The organism is Bacillus sp. FJAT-45350 (genome assembly GCF_002335805.1).
In the GTDB taxonomy this organism is placed as follows: Bacteria; Bacillota; Bacilli; order Bacillales; family NISU01; genus FJAT-45350.
In genome coordinates this window covers 3,058,272-3,080,656 of record NZ_NISU01000001.1, presented here as the reverse complement: position 1 = coordinate 3,080,656, position 22,385 = coordinate 3,058,272, and the positions used below count along the sequence as shown (strand labels likewise).

General features: G+C 37.4%; 22 protein-coding genes, 1 tRNA gene and 1 rRNA gene. 22 read left to right on the top strand and 2 right to left on the bottom strand.

The window, feature by feature from the left end; translation table 11 throughout:
• The first annotated feature begins 91 nt into the window (after positions 1–91).
• The 8 genes from rrf to CD003_RS15520 all read left to right on the top strand — a co-directional run bounded on the left by rrf (position 92) and on the right by CD003_RS15520 (position 6,724).
• Positions 92–207: ribosomal RNA gene (gene rrf / locus CD003_RS15555) — 5S ribosomal RNA — on the top strand.
• A 220-nt stretch (positions 208–427) separates the two neighbouring features.
• Positions 428–504 (top strand) — tRNA-Met (locus CD003_RS15550).
• A gap of 173 nt (positions 505–677) precedes the next feature.
• Positions 678–1,664, top strand: coding sequence for a thiamine-phosphate kinase (thiL, locus tag CD003_RS15545; RefSeq protein ID WP_096201978.1), 987 nt, complete (start codon positions 678–680; stop codon positions 1,662–1,664).
• Positions 1,665–1,681: 17 nt separating this feature from the next.
• Entirely contained in the window at positions 1,682–2,137 is a 456-nt protein-coding gene (tsaE, locus tag CD003_RS15540; RefSeq protein WP_096201977.1) for a tRNA (adenosine(37)-N6)-threonylcarbamoyltransferase complex ATPase subunit type 1 TsaE, read from the top strand.
• Complete coding sequence (gene tsaB, locus CD003_RS15535) at positions 2,134–2,847, top strand: tRNA (adenosine(37)-N6)-threonylcarbamoyltransferase complex dimerization subunit type 1 TsaB (protein ID WP_096201975.1); 714 nt, start codon at positions 2,134–2,136, stop codon at positions 2,845–2,847. The genes tsaE and tsaB overlap by 4 nt, the downstream gene beginning before the upstream one ends.
• The gene (rimI, locus tag CD003_RS15530; protein WP_096201974.1) at positions 2,840–3,319 is read left to right on the top strand and encodes a ribosomal protein S18-alanine N-acetyltransferase; all 480 of its coding nucleotides are present in this window, start codon (positions 2,840–2,842) and stop codon (positions 3,317–3,319) included. Before tsaB ends, rimI begins: the two co-directional genes overlap by 8 nt.
• Positions 3,288–4,298 carry a tRNA (adenosine(37)-N6)-threonylcarbamoyltransferase complex transferase subunit TsaD gene (gene tsaD / locus CD003_RS15525; RefSeq protein ID WP_096201973.1) on the top strand — a complete coding sequence of 337 codons (1,011 nt, stop codon included), beginning with the start codon at positions 3,288–3,290 and terminating at the stop codon, positions 4,296–4,298. Before rimI ends, tsaD begins: the two co-directional genes overlap by 32 nt.
• A gap of 275 nt (positions 4,299–4,573) precedes the next feature.
• Positions 4,574–6,724 carry a hypothetical protein gene (locus tag CD003_RS15520; protein WP_096201972.1) on the top strand — a complete coding sequence of 717 codons (2,151 nt, stop codon included), beginning with the start codon at positions 4,574–4,576 and terminating at the stop codon, positions 6,722–6,724.
• 35 nt (positions 6,725–6,759) lie between these two features.
• Here CD003_RS15520 and CD003_RS15515 read toward each other — a convergent pair whose 3' ends face one another.
• On the bottom strand, positions 6,760–8,694 hold the full coding sequence (locus tag CD003_RS15515; RefSeq protein WP_096201970.1) for an ABC-F family ATP-binding cassette domain-containing protein: 1,935 nt from the start codon (positions 8,692–8,694) through the stop codon (positions 6,760–6,762).
• 271 nt (positions 8,695–8,965) lie between these two features.
• On the opposite strand from CD003_RS15515, the gene CD003_RS15510 reads away from it, so the two are divergent.
• The 3 genes from CD003_RS15510 (at position 8,966) to tatC (ending at position 10,665) form a co-directional block, all read left to right on the top strand.
• The gene (locus CD003_RS15510) at positions 8,966–9,601 is read left to right on the top strand and encodes a redox-sensing transcriptional repressor Rex (protein ID WP_096201969.1); all 636 of its coding nucleotides are present in this window, start codon (positions 8,966–8,968) and stop codon (positions 9,599–9,601) included.
• Positions 9,602–9,670: 69 nt separating this feature from the next.
• The gene (locus CD003_RS15505) at positions 9,671–9,850 is read left to right on the top strand and encodes a twin-arginine translocase TatA/TatE family subunit (RefSeq protein ID WP_096201968.1); all 180 of its coding nucleotides are present in this window, start codon (positions 9,671–9,673) and stop codon (positions 9,848–9,850) included.
• A 17-nt stretch (positions 9,851–9,867) separates the two neighbouring features.
• A complete protein-coding gene (gene tatC / locus CD003_RS15500; RefSeq protein ID WP_096201967.1) occupies positions 9,868–10,665 on the top strand; it encodes a twin-arginine translocase subunit TatC in 798 nt (265 codons plus the stop codon).
• A 182-nt stretch (positions 10,666–10,847) separates the two neighbouring features.
• On the opposite strand, the gene paaK is transcribed toward tatC, so the two are convergent.
• Positions 10,848–12,182, bottom strand: a complete 1,335-nt coding sequence (gene paaK, locus CD003_RS15495) for a phenylacetate--CoA ligase PaaK (protein ID WP_096201965.1) — start codon at positions 12,180–12,182, stop codon at positions 10,848–10,850.
• A 573-nt stretch (positions 12,183–12,755) separates the two neighbouring features.
• Here paaK and paaA point away from each other — a divergent pair.
• The 11 genes from paaA (at position 12,756) to CD003_RS15440 (ending at position 22,161) form a co-directional block, all read left to right on the top strand.
• Complete coding sequence (gene paaA / locus CD003_RS15490; protein WP_096201964.1) at positions 12,756–13,733, top strand: 1,2-phenylacetyl-CoA epoxidase subunit PaaA; 978 nt, start codon at positions 12,756–12,758, stop codon at positions 13,731–13,733.
• 31 nt (positions 13,734–13,764) lie between these two features.
• Positions 13,765–14,121 carry a 1,2-phenylacetyl-CoA epoxidase subunit PaaB gene (paaB, locus tag CD003_RS15485; RefSeq protein ID WP_096201962.1) on the top strand — a complete coding sequence of 119 codons (357 nt, stop codon included), beginning with the start codon at positions 13,765–13,767 and terminating at the stop codon, positions 14,119–14,121.
• Complete coding sequence (paaC, locus tag CD003_RS15480) at positions 14,118–14,936, top strand: 1,2-phenylacetyl-CoA epoxidase subunit PaaC (protein WP_096201961.1); 819 nt, start codon at positions 14,118–14,120, stop codon at positions 14,934–14,936. Before paaB ends, paaC begins: the two co-directional genes overlap by 4 nt.
• Positions 14,937–14,991: 55 nt before the next feature.
• Positions 14,992–15,498, top strand: coding sequence for a 1,2-phenylacetyl-CoA epoxidase subunit PaaD (gene paaD / locus CD003_RS15475; protein ID WP_096201960.1), 507 nt, complete (start codon positions 14,992–14,994; stop codon positions 15,496–15,498).
• Positions 15,499–15,595: 97 nt separating this feature from the next.
• The gene (locus tag CD003_RS15470; protein WP_096201959.1) at positions 15,596–15,901 is read left to right on the top strand and encodes an EthD family reductase; all 306 of its coding nucleotides are present in this window, start codon (positions 15,596–15,598) and stop codon (positions 15,899–15,901) included.
• Positions 15,894–16,670: an enoyl-CoA hydratase-related protein gene (locus tag CD003_RS15465; RefSeq protein WP_096201958.1), complete on the top strand. Its 777-nt coding sequence runs from the start codon at positions 15,894–15,896 to the stop codon at positions 16,668–16,670. Before CD003_RS15470 ends, CD003_RS15465 begins: the two co-directional genes overlap by 8 nt.
• Positions 16,671–16,686: 16 nt before the next feature.
• Positions 16,687–17,460 carry an enoyl-CoA hydratase-related protein gene (locus tag CD003_RS15460; protein WP_096201957.1) on the top strand — a complete coding sequence of 258 codons (774 nt, stop codon included), beginning with the start codon at positions 16,687–16,689 and terminating at the stop codon, positions 17,458–17,460.
• 42 nt (positions 17,461–17,502) lie between these two features.
• A complete protein-coding gene (locus CD003_RS15455) occupies positions 17,503–19,026 on the top strand; it encodes an aldehyde dehydrogenase family protein (protein WP_096201955.1) in 1,524 nt (507 codons plus the stop codon).
• A gap of 134 nt (positions 19,027–19,160) precedes the next feature.
• On the top strand, positions 19,161–20,012 hold the full coding sequence (locus tag CD003_RS15450) for a 3-hydroxyacyl-CoA dehydrogenase (protein WP_096201954.1): 852 nt from the start codon (positions 19,161–19,163) through the stop codon (positions 20,010–20,012).
• A gap of 28 nt (positions 20,013–20,040) precedes the next feature.
• Positions 20,041–21,243 (top strand): acetyl-CoA C-acyltransferase, encoded by a 1,203-nt coding sequence (locus CD003_RS15445; protein ID WP_096201952.1) that lies wholly within the window; start codon positions 20,041–20,043, stop codon positions 21,241–21,243.
• A gap of 141 nt (positions 21,244–21,384) precedes the next feature.
• On the top strand, positions 21,385–22,161 hold the full coding sequence (locus CD003_RS15440) for an enoyl-CoA hydratase-related protein (RefSeq protein WP_096201951.1): 777 nt from the start codon (positions 21,385–21,387) through the stop codon (positions 22,159–22,161).
• Positions 22,162–22,385: the final 224 nt, after the last annotated feature.

The following is a 22,385-nucleotide window of genomic DNA, read 5'->3' as shown; positions in this document are numbered from 1 at the left end:
TAAGATCATAGAAGTAGCATAGCCGCATATTTATAAGCGGCTATCACTTGCATAATTTATCCTTTCATGTTATTATTAATTAGTAATGAAATATGGTGGCGATAGCGAAGAGGTCACACCCGTTCTCATGCCGAACACGGAAGTTAAGTTCTTCAGCGCCGATGGTAGTTGGGGGCTTCCCCCTGCAAGAGTAGGACGTTGCCATATTTTTTTATCTTTAATGTATAAACATTATCATAATGGCTATACTAAGTATTGTAGAGTTGAGGAAGAGACATTATCAAAATTTAACACGGAGTGGAGCAACAAGCAAAGCACCGTTGAAAAAACTTCGAGTTGTCTCGATGCAAAATCTTCAATGAATAATCTTGAAAAGGTTGAGGCATACTAAACCTACAAAGAGTCATCTATTTTTCAATAATACTAACGCGGGGTGGAGCAGTCTGGTAGCTCGTCGGGCTCATAACCCGAAGGTCGACGGTTCAAATCCGTCCCCCGCAACCAAAACAATTCTCGAGTAATCTACTATTAGGTTTTGTGACGAGTAACCGCAGAATCAATCTGCTTCTAAAACCAAATTACACACATACTCCTTAGGAAAACTTCCTAAGGTTTTTTTATTTTTTTAAAGAAATACGCTATGATAGATACAAGAGATGAGATAAGTAGGTGTTTTGATGAAAGATGAATTTGCCTTTATACAAAGCATAGTGCCCAAAGGAACGTACCAGAAAGGGTTACGTGTTGGGATAGGCGATGATGCAGCAGTTTACCATACAAGTGAAGACTATGATCAAGTCATTTGTGTGGATACAATGGTGGAAGGTGTCCATTTTCGTAAAGATACGATGGAGCCAACTCACATTGGCTACAAAGCACTTGCTGTTAATATTAGTGATTTAGCTGCAATGGGAGCAATACCTCTCTATTACCTCGTTTCAATTGCGATTCCAAAAAGGTGGAGTGAGGAAGAATTACAGGAAATATATCAAGGAATGTCTGAGCTTGCTCATCAGCATAAGGTAGATTTAATTGGTGGAGATACAGTATCCACAAAAGATAGCCTGGTGATTAGTGTAACGGTAGTAGGGCAGGTGGAAAAAGAGCGTAGACTGCTACGTAAAGAGGCGAAACCTGGAGATATCGTATTTGTAACAGGGACAGTAGGTGATTCTAGTGCAGGATTAGAACTCCTTTTAGAAAATGGAATAAGTGGTGATTTTACTACTGAACAAAAAAACCTGGTTAAAGCTCATCAAAAGCCTAGACCTCAAGTTGAAATTGGGAGAATTTTAGCGAAAAGTGACATTCGGTTAGCTCTTAATGATGTCAGTGATGGTGTCGCTAGTGAGGCAAACGAAATAGCTGAAGAAAGTAATGTAACAATTGTCATTGATTCAGATGAGCTTCCATATAGCAAGGAACTATCTACATATAGCCTCGAACAACGAATGGAATATGCGTTGTTTGGAGGAGAAGATTTTCAATTGATTGGGGCAATGTCTTCAAGTGATTGGAAATCAGTAAAGAACGAAATTGAAACTGCAAATTTTAAAATTACAAAAATTGGTGAAGTCCAAAAAGGAAAAGCTCAAGTAAAACTAAAACATAATCAAAAGTTATTATTGCTAGAGAAAAAAGGTTATAATCATTTTAATCGTTAATATGGATAGGTGGAAAAATGGGAAAACTACAAATTGAAAGTCACTCTCCTGAGGAGACAATGGCGTTAGCAACAAAAATAGCAGGGTTACTAGAACCAAATGATGTAATTACTCTTGAAGGTGACCTTGGAGCAGGGAAGACAAGCTTCACAAAGGGTCTAGCTAAAGGACTAGGTGTAAAGAGAGTAGTCAATAGCCCAACATTTACAATTATAAAAGAATACAAAGGACGAATGCCTCTGTACCATATGGACGTGTACCGTCTTGAGGACAGTGATGAGGATTTAGGGTTTGATGAATACTTTGAAGGAGAAGGAGTAACCGTTATTGAGTGGCCAAGTATGATTCAAGACCAGTTACCAAAGGAACGTCTAATGATAGAAATAAGTCATCAAGGAGAGGAAAATCGAATTATAACGATAGAGCCTGTAGGTTCTCGTTACATTATGTTATGTAAGGAGTTAGAAAAATGAAGACGTTAGCTATTGATACATCAAATCTCATTATGGGAGTGGCTGTCGTTGATGGGGAAAATGTGCTAGGGGAAATGATTACTAACATAAAGAAAAATCATTCCCTACGATTAATGCCTGCTATTGACGAATTAATGAGAGAAGTAGGGATGAAGCCAAAGGATTTAGAAAGGATTGTTGTAGCTGAAGGGCCAGGCTCCTACACAGGAGTCAGGATAGGGGTGACTACAGCGAAAACATTAGCGTGGTCGTTAAATATTCCCATTGTTGGTGTTTCAAGTCTTGAAACCCTCGCTCAAAATGGTCGTTACTTTCAAGGTAGTGTTTCACCTATTTTTGATGCTAGACGAGGACAAGTCTTTACTGGATTATATCGTTCCATAGGGAATCAAGTGACTCAAGTGTGGGAAGATAGATTGGTTTTATTAGAGGATTGGCTTCAACAAATAAAGGAACAAGAAGAGCAAGTATTATTCTTAGGAAATGACCTATCAATTCATCAGCAGACGATACAAGACGTACTTGGTGACCAAGCTAAGTTTGGTGTAGGAAGTCAAAGAAACCCGCGCCCTTCTGAAATTGCAATGCTTGCACTAGAACGTGAACCAGCAGGTGATGTCCACCAATTTGTGCCAAAATATTTGAGGTTAGCTGAGGCAGAAGCGAACTGGCTTGCTGAACAAGAGGGCAAGGTGGGCAGCAATGACTGAGGAAGTATCAATTCGACTAATGACGGTTGATGATATCGACCAAGTCTTAGTTGTCGAAGAAGATTCGTTCACTGTACCTTGGAGTAGGACGGCTTTTTATAATGAAATGACAAATAATCAGTTTGCGCAGTATTTAGTTATCGAAGCTGATGGTGAAATTATCGGCTATTGTGGTGTGTGGATAGTGATAGATGAAGCCCACATTACAAATATAGCGATTTTATCTAAGTATCGAGGCAAAAAGCTTGGTGAAGCATTATTATTACATGCGATGGAGCTTGCAAAAGTGTACGGTTCAAAAAAAATGACGCTTGAGGTCCGGATTTCGAACGTGGTTGCACAGAAGCTATATGAAAAATTAGGCTTTAAACCAGGTGGAATCAGAAAAAAGTATTACACGGATAACTTTGAAGATGCGTTAGTGATGTGGGTGGTATTAAATGAAGAAAGTAGAGAAAATATTAGCTATTGAAACGAGTTGTGATGAAACTTCTGTAGCGATAATTAAAGATGGTAAAGAAATTTTATCTAATGTCGTAGCGTCGCAAATCGAAAGCCATAAACGCTTTGGTGGTGTTGTACCGGAGATAGCTTCTAGACACCACGTGGAGCAATTTACATATATCATTGAAGAAGCAATGAATAAGGCTGAAGTCACATTTGAAGATTTAGATGCAATAGCAGTAACACATGGACCGGGATTAGTAGGTGCTTTGTTAATAGGTGTTAATGCAGCAAAAGCTCTTGCTTATGCACATGACCTGCCTCTTATTGGGGTTCATCATATCGCGGGGCATATTTACGCGAATCGACTTGTAAAGGAGTTACAGTTTCCTTTATTAGCTCTTGTTGTTTCAGGGGGACATACAGAACTAGTATTTATGAAAGAGCACGGAGATTATGAAGTCATAGGTGAAACTCGTGACGATGCTGTAGGGGAGGCATATGATAAAGTGGCGCGTACTCTTAAGCTTCCGTACCCTGGAGGTCCTCATATAGATCGTTTGGCTCATGAAGGGAAAGCGACTATAGATTTACCGAGAGCATGGCTAGAAAAGGATTCCTATGATTTTAGTTTTAGTGGATTGAAATCGGCTGTTATAAATACTCTTCATAATGCTGCTCAAAAAGGTAACGTAATAAACCAAGAAGACCTGGCAGCTAGTTTTCAAGAGAGTGTAATCGAGGTACTTGTTACAAAGACAGAAAAAGCAGTACAGGAATACGGTGTGAAGCAACTACTAGTAGCAGGGGGAGTGGCTGCTAACAAAGGGCTACGAAACAAGTTAGAAGAAACATTTAAAGATACTGACATTGATCTAGTTATTCCTCCGCTATCGTTATGCACAGATAATGCAGCTATGATAGGAGCTGCTGCCAGCATTCAATTTAATAAAAAGGACTTTGCTGATTATCGTCTAAATGGTCAGCCTGGCTTAGAATTAGCGTAATCAGCGTTTAAAAACCTTCTCTCACGGAAAAGATGAGAGAAGGTTTTTTTTATGTTGTGGAGAACACTCCACACACTTATTGTGGATAATGTGAATAACTTAAATTAAGACTGATATAAAGCTATTTTATTTGTTTATAAATAAATGTGGACAAATCTGTGGATAAAGGGGATAACTTTTATTTTAGCGTAAAAATAGGCAAATAGACTGTGGATATCTATGTGGATACTGTGGATATGTCAGAAAATTTTAATAAAAACTGGAGAGGTTTACTATTGAAGAAGCGATTATTGTTTCTATTAGTCTTATTCTTCTCATATATAGTTGTGGAAAATGTGTATGCAGAAGTAGAAAAGGAACACTTTCTTCTCATTTTAGTACCAGAATTCTCCTTTGAAGAAGTAGAGTGGCTATTAAATGAAGGGGAAGAGATAGAGATTTGGGATAAAGGTTCTTTAGCAGGTGTGAATATACGACCGGATGGAGCCTATTCTTACATAAATAGCGTAGTCTCACTTAGTTCCGGTTCAAGAGGTACAGGAATTAAAGACTGGAATGCCTTTATGAAGGGTGAATACTTTAATGAGCGACTTGTGGATGAAGTTTATCTTCAATGGACAGGGGATTATCCACAGACAGATATTATTCATCCTCTTTTTCACAAGTTAAGAGAAAAAAATCATCTCACTACTTACGGAGCGGAAATTGGGTTAGTAGGAGAACACTTAAAAGAGTATGGTGTTGCCCCTTTTGTTATGGGGAATAGTGATCTATCGACAGAAAAAGTAAGATACGGTTCACTTTTTACAATAGATACACAGGGAAACACATTGGGGCAATTACAAGAAGGGGTTAGGGATAACACTCATGCGCCAATGGGAGTTGAAATGAATGAACAGGTCATTATTGATACATTATTAGCTGTTGAAGGAGAGAATGATTCGTCTTTTTTTGTTCTTGAGTGGGGAGACTTCCACCGTCTTTATCAGGAAAAGGAGAATATGACAGAAGGTCAATTCCAAACACAATATAAGGAGCGTCTCTTACACTTAGAGAATTTTTTATCCGAAGTAGTTACTTCTTCGCGTACAGTATTATTTCTGTCTCCGATGATGAATCAACAGGCTTATCAACAAAAGAAAAGGCTAGCACCAATCTGGATTTGGGATAATCGATATGAGGGGGAGCGAACTTTTCTCACTTCAAATACTACACGACAGAGCTCTGTTGTGAGTAATGTGGATGTAGCACCTTTTATCCTATCTTATTTTGGAATAACAACACCACTTGAGATGATTGGACAGCCTATTGTTCATGAAAGTTCTCCAACTTATTCACAAACAGAAATTGTTGAGCAGATGGATTGGATTTTCACCATTTTTCGAACTAGAGGGATTGTCTTACCTAGTTATATTACGTTGTTAGTGATTTTATTAGTCGGTACGAGCCTATTTATTTGGAGAAACAAATCAAGTGAAAGGTGGAAAGGGGTTGCAAGAATTTTATTGGTAGCTGCGATAAGCTCTCCTATATGGTTACTTGTAACACCTCACCTTCTTAAGTACATACAAGTAGGCGCTTACTTTTGGGTTATGACGCTTGCATCCCTAATAACAGGTTATCTTTTTGTTAGGTATTTAAAGACTCCATTAACCTATCTCGGTGCTTTTACATTTCTATTGATTACAATTGATTTAATGAATGGCTCGTATTTTATGCAGAGATCCTACTTAGGCTATGATCCCATCATTGGTGCAAGATATTATGGTATCGGGAACGAATATGCAGGTGTATTTATAGTATCGGGTATTCTCATGCTATTACCGATACTAAGGCAAAAGAATGTATGGATAAAGCGCGTAGTAATTATTGTTTGGACTTTCGTTACTTTACTTCTTTTAGGATCAAGTCAGCTAGGTACAAATGCTGGGGCGACGTTAGCAGCTGGTATCACAGGTGGCTTCATGCTTTATCGAACGTTTGCAAACAAAAAGCTTTTTTTTCTCATGATTTTGGGAGGAACAACACTAGTAGCTTTGATTGGTTTTCTTTTTCTGTTGCAAGTGACTGGAAAGATGACACATATCGGATATGCATTTGAACGAATTTTTTCTGGGGATTTCTATTATGCTTTTGATGTAATAAAAAGAAAGCTAGCGATGAACTGGAAGATATTCAAGTATTCAAATTGGACTCAGCTCTTTGTGACAAGCTATATATTAGTGGGGTTTGTTCTTTGGATGCAAAAGAGAATCGTAACAAAGACAGCAGAGAAGAACGTGTTACAAGGAAGTATTGTTGCGTCTGTAGCGTTATTACTTTTAAATGATTCAGGAGTAGTAGCTGCTGCGACCTCAATGTTTCTAATAGTAGCTGCTAGTTACTATTGGATGATAGAAAAAAAAGCTGAAAGTCATCAAACTTAGATGTCTTTCAGCTTTGTGTATGAGGATGGGAATGACTATTCTTCAAGTTGTAGTGTTTCCCATTCTTCCATTAAATTCTCTAGTTCACTAGTTGCCTCGTCAATCTGCCCTTGGATTGAGAGGGTTTTTTCGTGATCCTGAAACACATCAGGGTCACACAATATTTCTTCGTTTTCACTAATACTTGTCTCTAGTTGTTCGATCTTTTGTTCAATTTCTTCAATTCGTCGTATCCGTTGTCGTTCTTTACGTTTTGCTTCTTTATCAAGTTGAAACCCAACTTTATCAGATTTTTCTTTTTCTGTTGAATTGCGATCAGCTTCTCCTTCATTCTGTAACTCAGCTAACTGCTTAGTTTCTTCTTTCTTCTCAACATAGTAATCATAGTCTCCAAGGTAGTTTGTCATACTAGTGGAAGAGAGCTCGATAATTCGAGTCGCAATTCTGTTTAAAAAGTAACGGTCATGTGAGACGAAAAGCAATGTACCAGGATAATCGATTAATGCTGATTCTAATACTTCCTTACTATCAATATCAAGATGGTTTGTTGGCTCATCAAATATAAGGAAGTTTGCCTTTTGCATCATTAACTTTGCTAGTGCCAATCTAGCCTTTTCGCCACCACTTAAATCATAAACTGTCTTTAACACATCGTCACCACTAAAGAGAAAATTGCCGAGAACGGTGCGAATCTCTTTTTCTGGAGTTAGTGGATATTCATCCCATAATTCTTGTAAAACTGTTTTTCTTGTATTTAGATTCGCTTGTTCCTGGTCGTAGTATCCTATCATGACATTACTACCTAATCGAGCGTCACCATCTAAGAATGGATGTTGCTTGGTAATTGCCTTAAGTAAAGTTGATTTTCCGATACCATTAGGACCAATGAGCGCGACACTTTCGCCTTTTTTTACTTCAAAGGTGATGTTCGAGCATACAGGCTGTCCATCGTATCCAATAGAAGCATGGTCAACTTTCAATACATCATTACCTGTTTGTTTTGAGATTTGAAAGGAGAAGGAAGCTGATTTACTGTCTCCAGATGGTCTATCTAGTAAATCCATTCGTTCTAATTGCTTTCTACGACTTTGTGCACGTTTCGTAGTAGAGGCTCTTGCAATGTTTCGCTGAATGAAATCTTCAAGCTTAGCGACTTCACCTTGCTGTTTCTCGAATTGCTTTAGCTCCATTTCATAGCGTTTTGCATTTTCTTCTAAATAAGCACTGTAGTTACCGTGGTATTTTGTTGCCTTTGTTCTTGATAGGTCATACACAATCGTGACAATTTTATCAAGGAAATAGCGGTCATGTGAGACAATAAGTACGGCCCCGTCATAATTAGATAAATATTGTTCAAGCCATGTTAACGTTTCAATGTCTAAATGGTTGGTTGGCTCATCAAGTATTAACAGTTCGGGCTTTGTCAGTAAAAGCTTACCTAAAGCTAAACGAGTTTTCTGTCCTCCGCTTAGAGTAGAAACTTTTGTAGAGTAATCAAATGAGCCGAAGTTTAAACCAGATAATATGCTGCGGATATCTGCTTCGTATTGATATCCACCTTGGTCTTTGAAGGTAATCTGTAGCTTGTCATACTCGTTAAGTAATTTGCTATATGCTGTTTCATCAGCTAAGGTATCCGGATTTGCCATTTGTTCTTCTAATCGTCTGAGTTGCTTCTCCATTTTCTTTAGTGGTTCAAACACAGTAAGCATCTCATCCCATATAGAGAGAGACGATTCAAGTCCTGTATCCTGTGCTAGATAACCTTGCTTAATTCCTTTAGGTGTAACAATTTCTCCTGAATCATATGAAGTTTGTCCAGAAATAATTTTTAATAGAGTTGATTTACCAGCACCATTTCTACCTACAAGAGCAACTCGTTCCCTTGACTGTATTTCTAATTTGATATTTGATAAAATTGGTTCAGCACCAAATGATTTTGTTAGGTTTACACATTGTAATAAAATCATATAATAACCCTTTCTTATGTAAGAATAGAGTTTGTTCAATTGAACAAACGTTAAGCAATGAGCAAACTCATTGCTATTATTTTTGAATATGCTCTAATATTATGATATTTTACTACCTTAAGTGTAACCGATTCCCATACAATCAACAACTTGATGAATAATAGGTTAATACGATTACATACATGATAAAATGTTGTACAATATAGGTATAGAGTTTGTCCTATCACTACTTATTGGTGGTAATGGACATGGCTAATAGCGGAGGCGATTTATGAATATCGAGCAAAATAAGATACCACAAGCAACGGCAAAACGATTGCCCTTGTATTATCGCTTTTTAGAAAACCTGCACGCCTCAGGGAAACAACGTGTATCGTCATCAGAATTAAGTGAAGCTGTTAAAGTAGATTCCGCTACAATTCGAAGAGACTTTTCTTATTTCGGAGCGCTAGGGAAGAAGGGGTATGGCTATAATGTTAATTATCTCCTATCTTTTTTTAGAAAGACACTTGATCAAGATGAAATTACAAAAGTAGCCCTCATTGGTGTAGGGAATTTAGGAACGGCGTTTTTAAATTATAACTTTGCAAAAAATAACAACACACAAATTGTGATGGCTTTTGATGTGTCTGAGGATAAAATCGGTGAGGATATAGGCGGAGTTAAAATATATAATCTCGATAATCTAGAAGAATGCTTAGATGAAGAGGTAACGGTGGCAATTCTTACTGTGCCAGTAGCTGCAGCACAAAAAATTGCGGACCGACTAGTGAAGGCAGGGATTAAAGGAATTCTTAACTTTACACCAGCTCGATTAACAGTACCTTCAAATGTTAGAGTTCATCATATTGATTTATCAGTTGAATTACAGGCATTGAGTTATTTCTTGAAACATTACCCTCTCTAAAGTCTAACGTGGAAAAGTTCTGTATGTATTTAATAGATGTTACTAAAGAGAAAGTAGGAGGTGAGCTATATGAACATAGGACCTGGGAGCCTATTGTTAATAGCAATTGTAGCGCTAATTATATTTGGACCAAAAAAGTTACCTGAGCTAGGAAGAGCAGCAGGGAATACTTTAAGAGAATTTAAAAAGGCAACTAAAGGTATGATGGACGACGATGATAAAAAGAAAAATAATGAAGATAAGAATTAGTTAGGAAGGGTAGTCAAATGAAGCAAAATGATATGTCCCTTTATGATCATATTGGTGAATTAAGAAAGAGAATAATCATCGTGCTTGTCTTTTTTGTATTTGCGATGATAGGTGGTTTCTTTCTGGCAGGACCAATGATTACGTATTTACAGAGCGCACCAGAAGCTCAGAATCTGCCGATGAATGCTTTTAAATTGACAGACCCTTTAAAGGTCTATATGACTTTTGCATTTTTTAGTGCAATATTACTTGTTTCTCCTGTTATTTTGTATCAGTTTTGGGCTTTTATTAGTCCAGGACTTCACCATACAGAGAGAAGGGTAACGTTATCTTATATTCCATTAGCATTTGGATTGTTTCTATTAGGGATTTCTTTTTCGTATTTTATTATTTTCCCTTTTTTGATACAGTTTATGGGAACACTGGCTGAACAGTTAAATATCACTGAGCAATACGGTATTAATGAGTACTTTTCATTCTTGTTTCAATTAACAATTCCATTTGGATTTCTATTTCAACTTCCTGTTATTATCATGTTTTTAACGCGGCTTGGGATTGTTACTCCAGAATTATTATCAAGAATTAGAAAATTTGCTTATTTTATTTTGTTAGTGATAGCTGGCTTTATTACTCCTCCAGAGATAGTCTCGCATTTAATGGTAACGGTGCCTTTGTTACTATTATATGAGGTAAGTATATGGGTATCGAAAATAACCTATCACAAAGTGTTGAAGGCGGAAGCGCAGCGACAAAAGGATTTAGAAGAGCAAGAGCGTATTGAACGAGAGCAGCAAAATAATGCAGATAGTAAATAGAAGTATTCATAGTAATCACAGTGTTGGAATAATTCCGATACTGTGATTTTTTTCATATAACCGACCAGTGGTTTTGTTATATAGTGTAGAAGAGAAATAGCTTCTAGTAGAAAAAGAAAAGCAATGGCTTCACACACTGAACTAGTAGTTCAAGTGGATCCACACATTGCTTTTCATCGTTATTATTTAGCTGGTGCTGTTTCTTTTCTCTTATCTACTAGACGAACTGCTTTTCCTTCTGAACGAGGAATTGAGTTAGGAGCACCAACATGGATGTCCATAGTAACTAGGCAGTTGTTTTTCATAGAGTTTTGGATTTTGCGTTTTAGGTTAAGGACAAGTTCGTGCTCCATGTCTTGACCTGGGATATTGTTAAAGAATTCTTCCTTCATTTCTGCGTGAAGTTGAACAGCGTCCATTGTACCAGACTTCACTAGGTGAATTTGATAATGAGGTACTAGCTCATCAATTTGTAATAAATAACGCTCGATTTCAGAAGGGAATACGTTAACGCCACGGATAATAATCATGTCGTCAATACGACCCTTAACGCGAGACATTCTTGTAGTTGTACGTCCGCACTTACATTTTTCTCTAGTAATTGAAGCGATGTCACCAGTACGGTAACGGATAATTGGTAGTGCTTCTTTACTTAAGCTAGTGAATACTAATTCTCCGTCTTCACCTTCAGGTACCGGTTGTAGAGTTTCAGGGTCGATAACTTCAACTAAGAAGTGGTCATCAGCAATGTGAAGTCCGTCTTGTGCTTCGTGGCACTCGATAGAAACACCAGGTCCCATTACTTCACTTAAACCGTAAATATCAACGGCTTTAATGCCAAGTTTCTCTTCAAGAGTTGCACGCATTTCTTCTGACCAAGGTTCAGCTCCGAAGATACCATATTTTAAGCTGGTTTCAGCTGGGTTAATACCCATTCTTTCCATTTTTTCAGCAATATTAAGTACATAAGAAGGTGTACCAGTAATCACAGTTGGTTCAAAATCTTGAATTAACGTAATTTGACGATCTGTGTTTCCGCCTGAGATTGGAACAGTAGCACAGCCTAGTTTTTCAGACCCGTAATGTACTCCAAGACCACCTGTAAATAAACCGTAACCATATGCATTATGAAGAATATCACCTTTCTTACCACCGGCAGCTACGATTGCACGTGCTACACATTCAGCCCACATGTCAATATCGTTTTGAGTGTATCCAACAATTGTTGGTTTACCACTTGTACCAGATGAACCGTGAATTCTAACTAATTCTGTAGTAGGTACTGCAAATAGTTTGAAAGGATAGCTTTCACGTAAATGATGTTTTTGAGTAAATGGTAACTTTTGAACGTCTTCAAGAGTTTTAATATCATCTGGAGTTATGTTTAGCTCTGCAAATTTCTGTTGATAGAAAGGCACATTATCAAAAACGCGTTGTGTTGTTTCTTGTAAACGCTTTATTTGTACCTCCTGTATTTCTGACTGAGGTGCAGATTCAATCTCGCTGTAAAAACTCATGTTTATTCCCCCTATTTAATTTTAATATAGTAAAAGTTGACTATATTGTTAGATGTTCTAATAAACTGACGAATTATTTACGTATGAATTTTAATACGTTACATAGACAAGGGTAAAACGGTGCCATGAAAAAGTCAATACAAAATTCAGAAAATTGTACTTCTTTTTAATAATATAATATATAATGAGCTGAATTTGCTATAAATACGCTCAATAATAGTAATTTAAATCATTTTTACCATAAAATGAATAATAGAAAATTGGACAGGCAGTGGACAGTATCATTTAGTATTTCAATAAGAATTATAGGTGTATGTATAATAGGAAAAGAATTATTTTATTTGCTGCTTTCATTACGAAAAATAGCTGTTCCGTTTAATAATCGATTTATTCGTTTATACAAGAATAATCACCATAGAGACTATTTCTTTCATATAATAGAAGGTAGCTGCTATAAAAAGAAATTTTTAGAAAATTACTTTTATTTTTAGAAATAAGTTGACATTAGTATGACAATAATTTATAGTTACGTTATAACAACGTCATACAAAAGACGAAGGGAGAGTTTAAATAATGAGTGTAGAAGTTAAATATAATGATCCTACTGAACAAAAAAGATACGAAGATTTTATGGCACATATACAAGCAGGTGGAAAAGTTGAGGCTGATGATTGGATGCCAGAAGATTACCGTATGGCACTAATTAAACTAATCTCAATGCACGGCATGAGTGAAATTATGGGAGCGCTTCCAGAGAAAGAGTGGACTCCTAAAGCACCAACATTACGTCGTAAGTTAGGGATTATGGCGAAAGTACAAGATGAGATGGGTCACGGACAACTTTTATTACGTGTTGCTGAAGACTTAATCAAACCTCTTGGAAGAAACCGTGAAGACTTAATGCAAGATTTATTTACTGGAGATTTAAAATTCCACAATGTATTCCACATGAAAACGGAAACTTGGGGAGATGCTGGTCTAATTGGTTGGTTAGTTGATGGAGCAGCTATTATTACACAAACAAACATGTTAGATGCTTCATACGCACCATATGCACGTGCATTAAAGCGTATCGCAGCTGAAGAAGTATTCCATGCACAACATGGTGAAGCTATTATCATGCAATTAGCTGAAGGAACTGAAGAGCAAAAAGCAATGGTACAGGATGCGTTCGATCGCTGGTGGCCATCATTATTAATGTTCTTTGGACCACCAAGCCCGGCTACAACTGGTGCATCAAAGCAGGATACAATGATTAAGTATGTTATCCGTAAAAATACAAACGAAGAATTACGTCAGTATTTCTTTACTAAATATATTCCAAGAATCTTATCACTAGGAATCACAATTCCTGATGAAACACTTAAATTCGATGAAGAAACAAAAGATTGGACTTATCAACAACCAGATTGGAATGAGTTCAAGAAAATCATTTCTAATAATGGACCAATGTCACAAGAGCGTATTCGACTAAGAAAAATTTCTTATGATAAGAACGCATGGGTTCGTGAAGCATTAGGACAAAAAGCAACTGAAGGTTCAGCAGTATAATTTAAAGAAAATAGTCAGGGGGTATATCGGAATGACAAGAGAAAATATCGATAAATTTTATGATGAGTATCAAGTGTTTAGTCGTAGAACAGCAACAGCACCAATGCAAGAGCAATTCACTCTGTTAGCACCAAACCAAGAAGTAGCACTAGTTATGGCGCAGGAGAACTTCATGAGACGTGAACCTGTATATGATGTATGGGTAGTGAAATGTTCAGATATCCGTACATTAAGCTCGGACGAAAGAAATAGCGTTACTCGTCTTGATAACAAAGATTTCCGTGAGACTAAAGGTTATGGTTATTTAAGAAAAAAATGGCGTGAAAAAGAACAAGGAATGTTAGATGAGGAAGAAATCCTTTCATGGGCTGGAGGTCATAAAAAATGAAAATAACTACAGTTGAAGAGTTAAACCAACAACCAGAATATAAAGAAGCATTAAAAGAACTATTATTCCAATTAGCTGATGATGACTTCCTTACTTCTTTTAGAGGAACGGAATGGTTAGGTCTTTGCCCTCATATCGAGGAAGATGTTGCCTACTCATCTGTTAACCAAAATACAATGGGTCATGCTACACTATATTATGAGCTTCTTGAGCAAATGGGTGAAGGAGATGCAAATGCTCTTGCACACGCACGTACTCCTGAAGAAAGAAAGAATGCTATTTTACTAGAAGAAGTTAATGGACCAGGGACTTACCTAGTTGAGCCAGAATATGATTGGGCTTTCACCGTAGTAAGAAACTACTTCTATGATGTAGCTAAGAAAATCCGTTTAGATTCTCTTAAAAACTCTTCATATGAGCCATTAGCACAAGCTGCTAGATCAATTAGTGGAGAACAATACTACCATGTTATGCACTGGGATGTATGGTTCAAACAATTAGTTGATAGTTCTGCACGTGATAGAATGGTAGAACAAGTTGAGAGAGTTTGGAATGATTTTGGTGGAGTATTAACTCTAGGTTCTAAAGGAATTCCAATGGCTGAATTTGGATTAATCGAAGGCGAAGAGCTACTAACTCAACGTTGGTTAGACAAGATGGAGCAAGTTTTCAATGAGCTTAACTTGAAGAAGCCATCTGAAAAGCCTAAGCTAGTACAAGGTGATGGAAGAGCAGGGGAACACACAGAAGCGTTAAAAACTGCAATTGACACATTATCTGAAGTTTACAATATTGACCGTGCAGCTGCATGGTAAGCCAGTAAAGAAAAAGCAACTTCTTTAGTGGGATTTTAGAAGTGGGGGGAACAACATGACTGAGAAAATGAAAGTATCAGTAGAAGCAATAGAGAAAGCACTACATGACGTAAAGGACCCAGAGATTCCTTCAGTGAGTATTGGAGAGTTAGGGATGATATATGACATTATCTTAGATGGAGATAATAATATTCATATTAAGCTAATACCTACATTTGTTGGCTGTCCTGCGTTAGATATCATTTCTCGTGATGTAAAAAATGCTGTAAACAATCAAATTGATGTTACCGGAACTTTAGAGGTTACGTATGTTTTTGATGACAGTTGGTCAACAGACCGAATCTCAGAAGAAGGTAGAGAGAAGTTGAAAGAATACGGTGTTGCTCCTCCTCCAGCTAACCACAAAGAAGGAGATCCGTGGGAGGTTGACTGTCCGTACTGTGGGTCAACTTACACAACATTGGAAAATATTTTTGGCCCGGCTGCCTGTAGAAGTATTTTGTATTGTAAATCTTGCAAAAATCCGTTTGAGGCAATGAAACCAGTTGCTTCACATCAATAACATATGATAAAAAAAGAGGGGAACGAAATAATTTTCGTTCCCGGATTTTTTTAAATCAATATAACCTATACTTAATGGAAGCGGAGGAATTATTCCTATGTTAAAACTAATTGCTTTATACAAAGAACCTGCAGATAAGGCTGCGTTCGATGATCATTACTTTAACGTTCATGCTCCACTTACAGCAAAAATTCCTGGTCTAAGAAAAATGGAAGTAACAAAAATCGTTGGTTCTCCAATGGGGAAAACAGATTACTACCTACAATGTGAAATGTACTACGATAACATGGACGCTTTTAAAGAAGCGATGAAAACAGACGAAGCAAAAGCATCTGGTAAAGATGTAATGAGCTTTGCTGGTGATATTGTTACATTACTAATTGGTGAGGAAATCAATGAGTAATTATGAGTTTATCAAAACCTGGACGGAAGATGCGGTTGGTGTTCTTCAACTCAACCGCCCTAAGGTTTTAAATGCTTTAAACCGTCCGATGGTTGATGAGATCGTAGCAGCTCTTGAGCAGTTTGACCAGGAAGAACAAGTTCGTATTATCATCGTAACAGGTAATGATCGAGCATTTGCTGCTGGAGCTGATATTGATGAGATGGCAGAAGATACTCCAATTTCTCTTGAGAAGTTAGATCAGTTTGCTGTATGGGATCGTATCGCTCTTATTAAGAAACCAATTATTGGGGCAGTAAATGGCTATGCCTTTGGTGGTGGATTTGAACTAGCTTTGAATTGTGACATTTTGTTTGCTGCAGAATCAGCACAATTTGGCTTTCCAGAAGTAAACATTGGAGTTATGCCAGGTGCTGGCGGTACGCAAAGACTAACAAAGATAATGGGTAAGGCGAAAGCACTTGAATGGCTTTGGCTTGGTGCTCCTATGCCAGCAAAAGAAGCTTATGATTATGGAGTAGTTAATAGATTAGTAGGAAAAGAAGTCTTGTTTGAAGAAACAATGAAGTTTGCGAAACGTCTTTCTAATCAAGCTCCACTATCTTTAAGGCTAATTAAAGAAGCTGTTAATAAAGCTGTCGATTCTCCTTTAGTAGATGGTTTACAACTAGAGCGTAAAAATTTCTACTTACTTTTTGGTTCTCAGGATCAAAAAGAGGGGATGAAAGCGTTTATCGAAAAAAGAAAGCCGAACTTTACTGGGGAGTAAAGGAAGGAGGTAATCTATGTATCAGACAATAAAGTACGAGGTTAAGAATTTAGTAGGTTGGATTACAATGGATCGACCGGATAAGCTAAATGCTTTTACTGAAGTGATGAATAAAGAAATGATTAAAGTCCTTCGTGAAGCTGAAAGAGATGCGAATGTTCGATGTATTGTTATTACTGGGGCTGGACGTGCATTTTGTTCAGGACAAGACCTTGTTGATGTTGATGAAAGTACTGACCATGCTGAATTTTTGCGTACACGCTATAATCCATTAATCGAGAAGATTGCAGGGATTGAGAAGCCTATTATTGCTGCGGTAAATGGTGTAGCTGCAGGAGCAGGTATGAGCCTAGCCCTTGCGTGTGACTTCCGCATCGCGTCAGAAAAAGCTAGTTTTATAGAAGCATTCATTCATATTGGGTTAATTCCCGATTCTGGTAGCCTTTACTACTTACCGCGAATTGTTGGTCATGCCAAAGCAGTAGAATTAGCAATCCTTGGCGAAAAAATTTCTGCTGACGAAGCATTGTCTTTAGGTTTAATTACGAAAAAGGTCACTGTTGAAGAGTGGGATAACGAAATTACAAAGTTCGCGGAAAGACTTGCGAACATGCCTACAAAGGCAATTGGATTAATCAAAAGGTATCTATATGAAAGTTCAACTGCTACGTTGACAGAAATGCTAGAAAAAGAAGCCTATGGACAAAGAACAGCAGGATTATCTAAGGACCATCGTGAAGGAGTCCAAGCTTTTATTGAAAAAAGAAGACCAGAGTTTACTGGAGAGTAATCTAAACTGGAATAATATATTCGATAATTAGGAGTGGTAATCATGTCAAAAGTTGCACAGAAGAAAAATCAATTTGAACCAATGGAAGTGAAACGTGAGTCTTATCAACTAGTCATTAATGGGGAAAGAGTTGATAGTTCTTCTGGAGAAACGTTCACTACGTATAATCCTGCAACTGGAGAGCCGTTGGCAAAGGTAGCAAAAGCAACTAAGGAAGATGCGGAGCGTGCTGTAATAGCAGCAAGAAACGCTTTTGACAATGGTAAGTGGCGCCATTACCCTGTAAATAAACGTTCACGTGTGTTAAATAAAATTGCTTCAATTATGCGTTCTCGTTTTAATGAATTAGTTGAGTTAGAAGTATTGAACAGTGGTAAGTCATTAACTGCTGCTCAAGGACAAGTTACTCAATCAATTGAAGACTTTGAATTCTATGCAGGAGCAATTGTAGGTCATCGTGGAACAGTTAATAATGTACCTGGACCGTTCTTTAACTATACAGAAAAAGAACCTGTTGGGGTTTGTGCACAAATCATTCCTTGGAACTACCCAATGATGATGGCAGCTTGGAAAATTGCACCTGCCATTGCAGTAGGATGTTCTGTAATTATCAAGCCTGCAAGCTTAACTCCATTAACTGCAATTGTTTTAACTGAAATTTGTCATGAGGCTGGAGTTCCTGAAGGTGTTGTTAACATTGTTCCAGGACCTGGTTCAACAATTGGTGACCATTTAGTTGAGCATCCAAGTGTTGATAAAGTAGCTTTCACTGGTTCAACACCAACTGGGAAAGATATTATGGCAAAAGCATCAAAAACACTTAAGCGTGTAACATTAGAATTAGGAGGGAAATCTCCGAATCTAGTATTCCCTGATGCTGATATTGATGGTGCGGTTGCAGGTTCATTATTTGGAATATTCTATAATACTGGACAGTCTTGTGAAGCGCGTTCTAGATTATATATTCATGAAGACATCTATGATGAGTTCATGGAAAAATTCATAGAGAAAACGAAGCTATTAACGCTAGGTAATCCACTTGATCCGAAAACGCATGTTGGTTCGATCATTAGCCGTGGGCAGCTTGAAGTAATTGATGGTTACGTAAAGTCTGCTATTGAAGACGGAGCAACTATTGCAACTGGTGGAGAAGAGCTTAAGATTGAAGGATTTGAAAATGGACATTGGTATGCACCAACAGTCATTACAGATGTAACACCAGACATGAAGGTAGTTAGAGAAGAAATCTTTGGCCCAGTTGTCGTTGTTCAGAAGTTTAGTGACGAAAAAGAAGCGATTCAACATGCGAATGATTCAGAGTTTGGTTTAGGTTCAGCAATCTGGACTACAGACCAAGGGCGCGCTAAGCGTGTGGCTAACCAAATTCAAGCTGGGATTGTTATGATTAATTGTCCGTTCTCAGCATTCCCTGGTACACCGTTTGGTGGCTATAAGCAATCAGGTTTTGGTCGTGAGCTTTGTATTGAAACGTTAGATTTATATACAGAGGATAAGAGTATTCTTTCGTACTTTGGTAGCCGTCCAATTAATCCATTTGGCGTATAGTCTCGATTATAGCGAGCATTCTTCTTTGAATAAAAGGGAGTGCTCGCCTTCTGTTATAAATATAAAATAGGTTGTTTTTACCTTTTTTGATAGTCGGTAGGATATAAATAAGGAATGTTATAGGAGGAAATGCTGTGGTTAAACGTATTACGGTTGTAGGTTCTGGTGTTATGGGAAGAGGGATTGCATATGTTTCCGCTACTGGAGGCTATGATGTAACATTAGTTGATATTAATGAGCAAGCGATTAAAAGTGCACAAGTAGAAATCGAAAAGATTTTTGATAAAGGTGTAGAGCGTAATAAATTAACGGAAGAGCAAGCTGCAAAAGGAAAAGCGAACCTATCGTACAGGACAGATATCGGTGAAGCTGCGAAAACAGCTGATCTAGTAATTGAAGCTGTTCCAGAGAAAAAAGAAATCAAGCAAAGTGTATTTGAAACATTAGATGCTAATGCTTCTGAAAACTGCTATTTCGCTACAAACACTTCTACAATGAGTCCAACTGAAATTGGTTCATATACAAAGCGTCCTGAAAAAGTAATTGCGATGCATTTCTTTAACCCTGTTCATAAAATGCCTTTAGTTGAAATCGTAAGAGGATTAGAAACATCTGATGAAACAGTGGCAGTTGTTGAAGAAGTTTCAACAAATATGGGTAAAGAAACAGTTGTTGTTAATGAGTTCCCTGGTTTCGTTACTAGCCGTATTAGTGCAATGGTTGGTAATGAGGCATTCTATATGCTTCAAGAGGGTGTAGGTACTCCAGAAGAAATCGACAAAGCGATTAAGTTAGGACTAAACTACCCAATGGGTCCATTTGAATTAGGTGATTTAGTTGGTTTAGATGCTAGGTTAAATAACTTAAAATATTTACATGCGACACTTGGTGAAAAATTCAGACCTTGCCCACTTCTTGAAAAGTATGTTAAAGCAGGAAGATTAGGCCGTAAATCAGGTCGTGGCGTTTACGACTATACTAAATAAGTAAAAAGAATTAAGGGAGAGATAAAGCATGAGAGAAGTTGTAATTGTTGATGCAGTCAGAACTCCAGTTGCCAAATATAAAGGTGCTTTTAAATCAGTACGTCCAGATGATTTAGGAGCTGTAGTTCTTAAAGCCTTAGTTGAAAGAAATCCTAATCTTCCTCCAGAACAAATTGAAGAAGTTGTCTTCGGAAATGCGAACCAAGCTGGGGAAGACAACCGTAACGTAGCTCGTATGTCTCTATTACTTGCTGGCTTACCTGTTGAAATTGGTGGTACTACGGTTAACCGTTTATGTGGTTCTGGTTTAGATGCAGTAGCATATGCTGCAAGAGCAATTGCTTGTGGTGAAGGAGATATCTTTATTGCGGGTGGTACAGAAAGCATGACTCGTGCTCCATTTGTTATGGGGAAACCTGAAATTGATTATCCTCGTGGCGACATGAAGATGTTCGATACAACAATTGGTTGGAGATTTACGAATCCAGCATTAGCTGAAATGTATGGCTCAGATACGATGCCAAAAACAGCTGAGAATGTAGCAGAGCAATTCAATATCTCAAGAGAAGATCAAGATAAATTTGCTTTTGAGAGTCAGCAGCGTGCGAAAAAAGCGATGGAAGAAAACCGATTTAAAGAAGAAATCGTTCCTGTTACAATCAAAGACCGTAAAGGAAATGTAACAGTTGTTGATACAGACGAACATCCTCGTCATGACGCATCTTTAGAAAAACTAGCAAAATTACGTCCATTATTTGAAGGTGGAACAGTAACAGCTGGTAATGCTTCAGGTGTAAATGACGGAGCTTGTGCACTTTTATTAATGACGGCTGAAAAAGCGAAAGAACTAGGATTAAAACCACTAGTAAAATATACAGTTTCAGCTACAGCAGGTTTAGAGCCACGTATTATGGGTATCGGACCTATCTACGCTTCTCGTAAAGCTATGCAACGTGCAGGCTTAACGAAAGAAGATATCGGTCTAATTGAATTAAATGAAGCATTTGCATCTCAATCATTAGAATGTATCAATCAGCTTGAGTTAGATACTGATATTGTGAATGTTAATGGTGGAGCGATTGCATTCGGTCATCCGCTAGGAGCAAGTGGTGCTAGAATTCTTACTACATTAATCTATGAAATGAAAAAGCGTAATGTTAAACATGGTCTTGCTACAATGTGTATTGGAGTAGGTCAAGGTATCGCTACAATTGTAGAGAATGTAGAGTAATTACTCTATTACGTAAAGACTGATTAATAGAGCTTTTAAAAAGTGCAGTCTTACTAGTTATATACAAAGATTGGATGATGGAGGTTGTAATTTTCATCATCCTTTCCTATGCTTTAATACATTATAGTGAGGAGATTTAAAATGGCTACAATTAACTATGAAATAAAAAATAATCTTGCCTATGTAACAATTAACCGTCCGGAAGCATTAAACTGCTTTAACTATGAAACATTACAAGAGCTACAAAGTGTAGTAGATGATATTCATATTAATAAAGATGTGCGTGTTGTCGTTATTACTGGAGCTGGAGAGAAATCGTTTAGTGCAGGAGCTGACTTAAAAGAACGTAAACACTTAAACGAGCAAGAAGTAAGAAGAAATGTAAAAGCAATTAGAGACGTTTTTTCTGCAATTGAAGCATTACCACAGCCTACTATTGCTGCAATTAATGGATACGCGTTTGGTGGCGGTTTTGAACTAGCATTAGCGTGTGACTTTAGAATTGCTGTACAAGATGCACAAATGGGCTTAACAGAGCTTAGTTGGGCTATTATTCCTGGTGCAGGTGGAACACAAAGATTACCAAGACTTATCGGGCAATCAAGAGCAATGGAATTAATTTTAACTGCGAAAAAAGTCCCTGCTGCAGAAGCGTTAGATTTAGGGATTTTAAACCGTGTAACAGGAGCAGACGAATTATTTGCTGTTTGTGAGGAGTTTGCAAGCCAAATGCTTAAGAATGGACCACTAGCGTTACAACAAGCAAAACATGCAATTCGTCATGGGATGGATGTAGACGTACAAACTGGTTTAGCAATTGAATCAAAAGCGTATGAAATGATCATTCCAACTAAAGACCGTTTAGAAGCGTTGGAAGCATTCGCAGAGAAACGTAAACCAAACTTCAAAGGTGAGTAACAAAAGCAGTTTTCAAATAATTGAAAATGAGCTATAATATATCATGTCATGAGGGTAATACGCATATAATTGATATAGTAGCTTAGTTGTTTGACCACATAGTAAACAAAGGACTAATTCTCTATAGTATTAGTCCTTTGTTTGTTTACTAACTACTTTAGAGATTTTCGAATCTTTGAAATTATAGTATAATAACTAAGTATTTGTGAAAGGAGAGTGATATA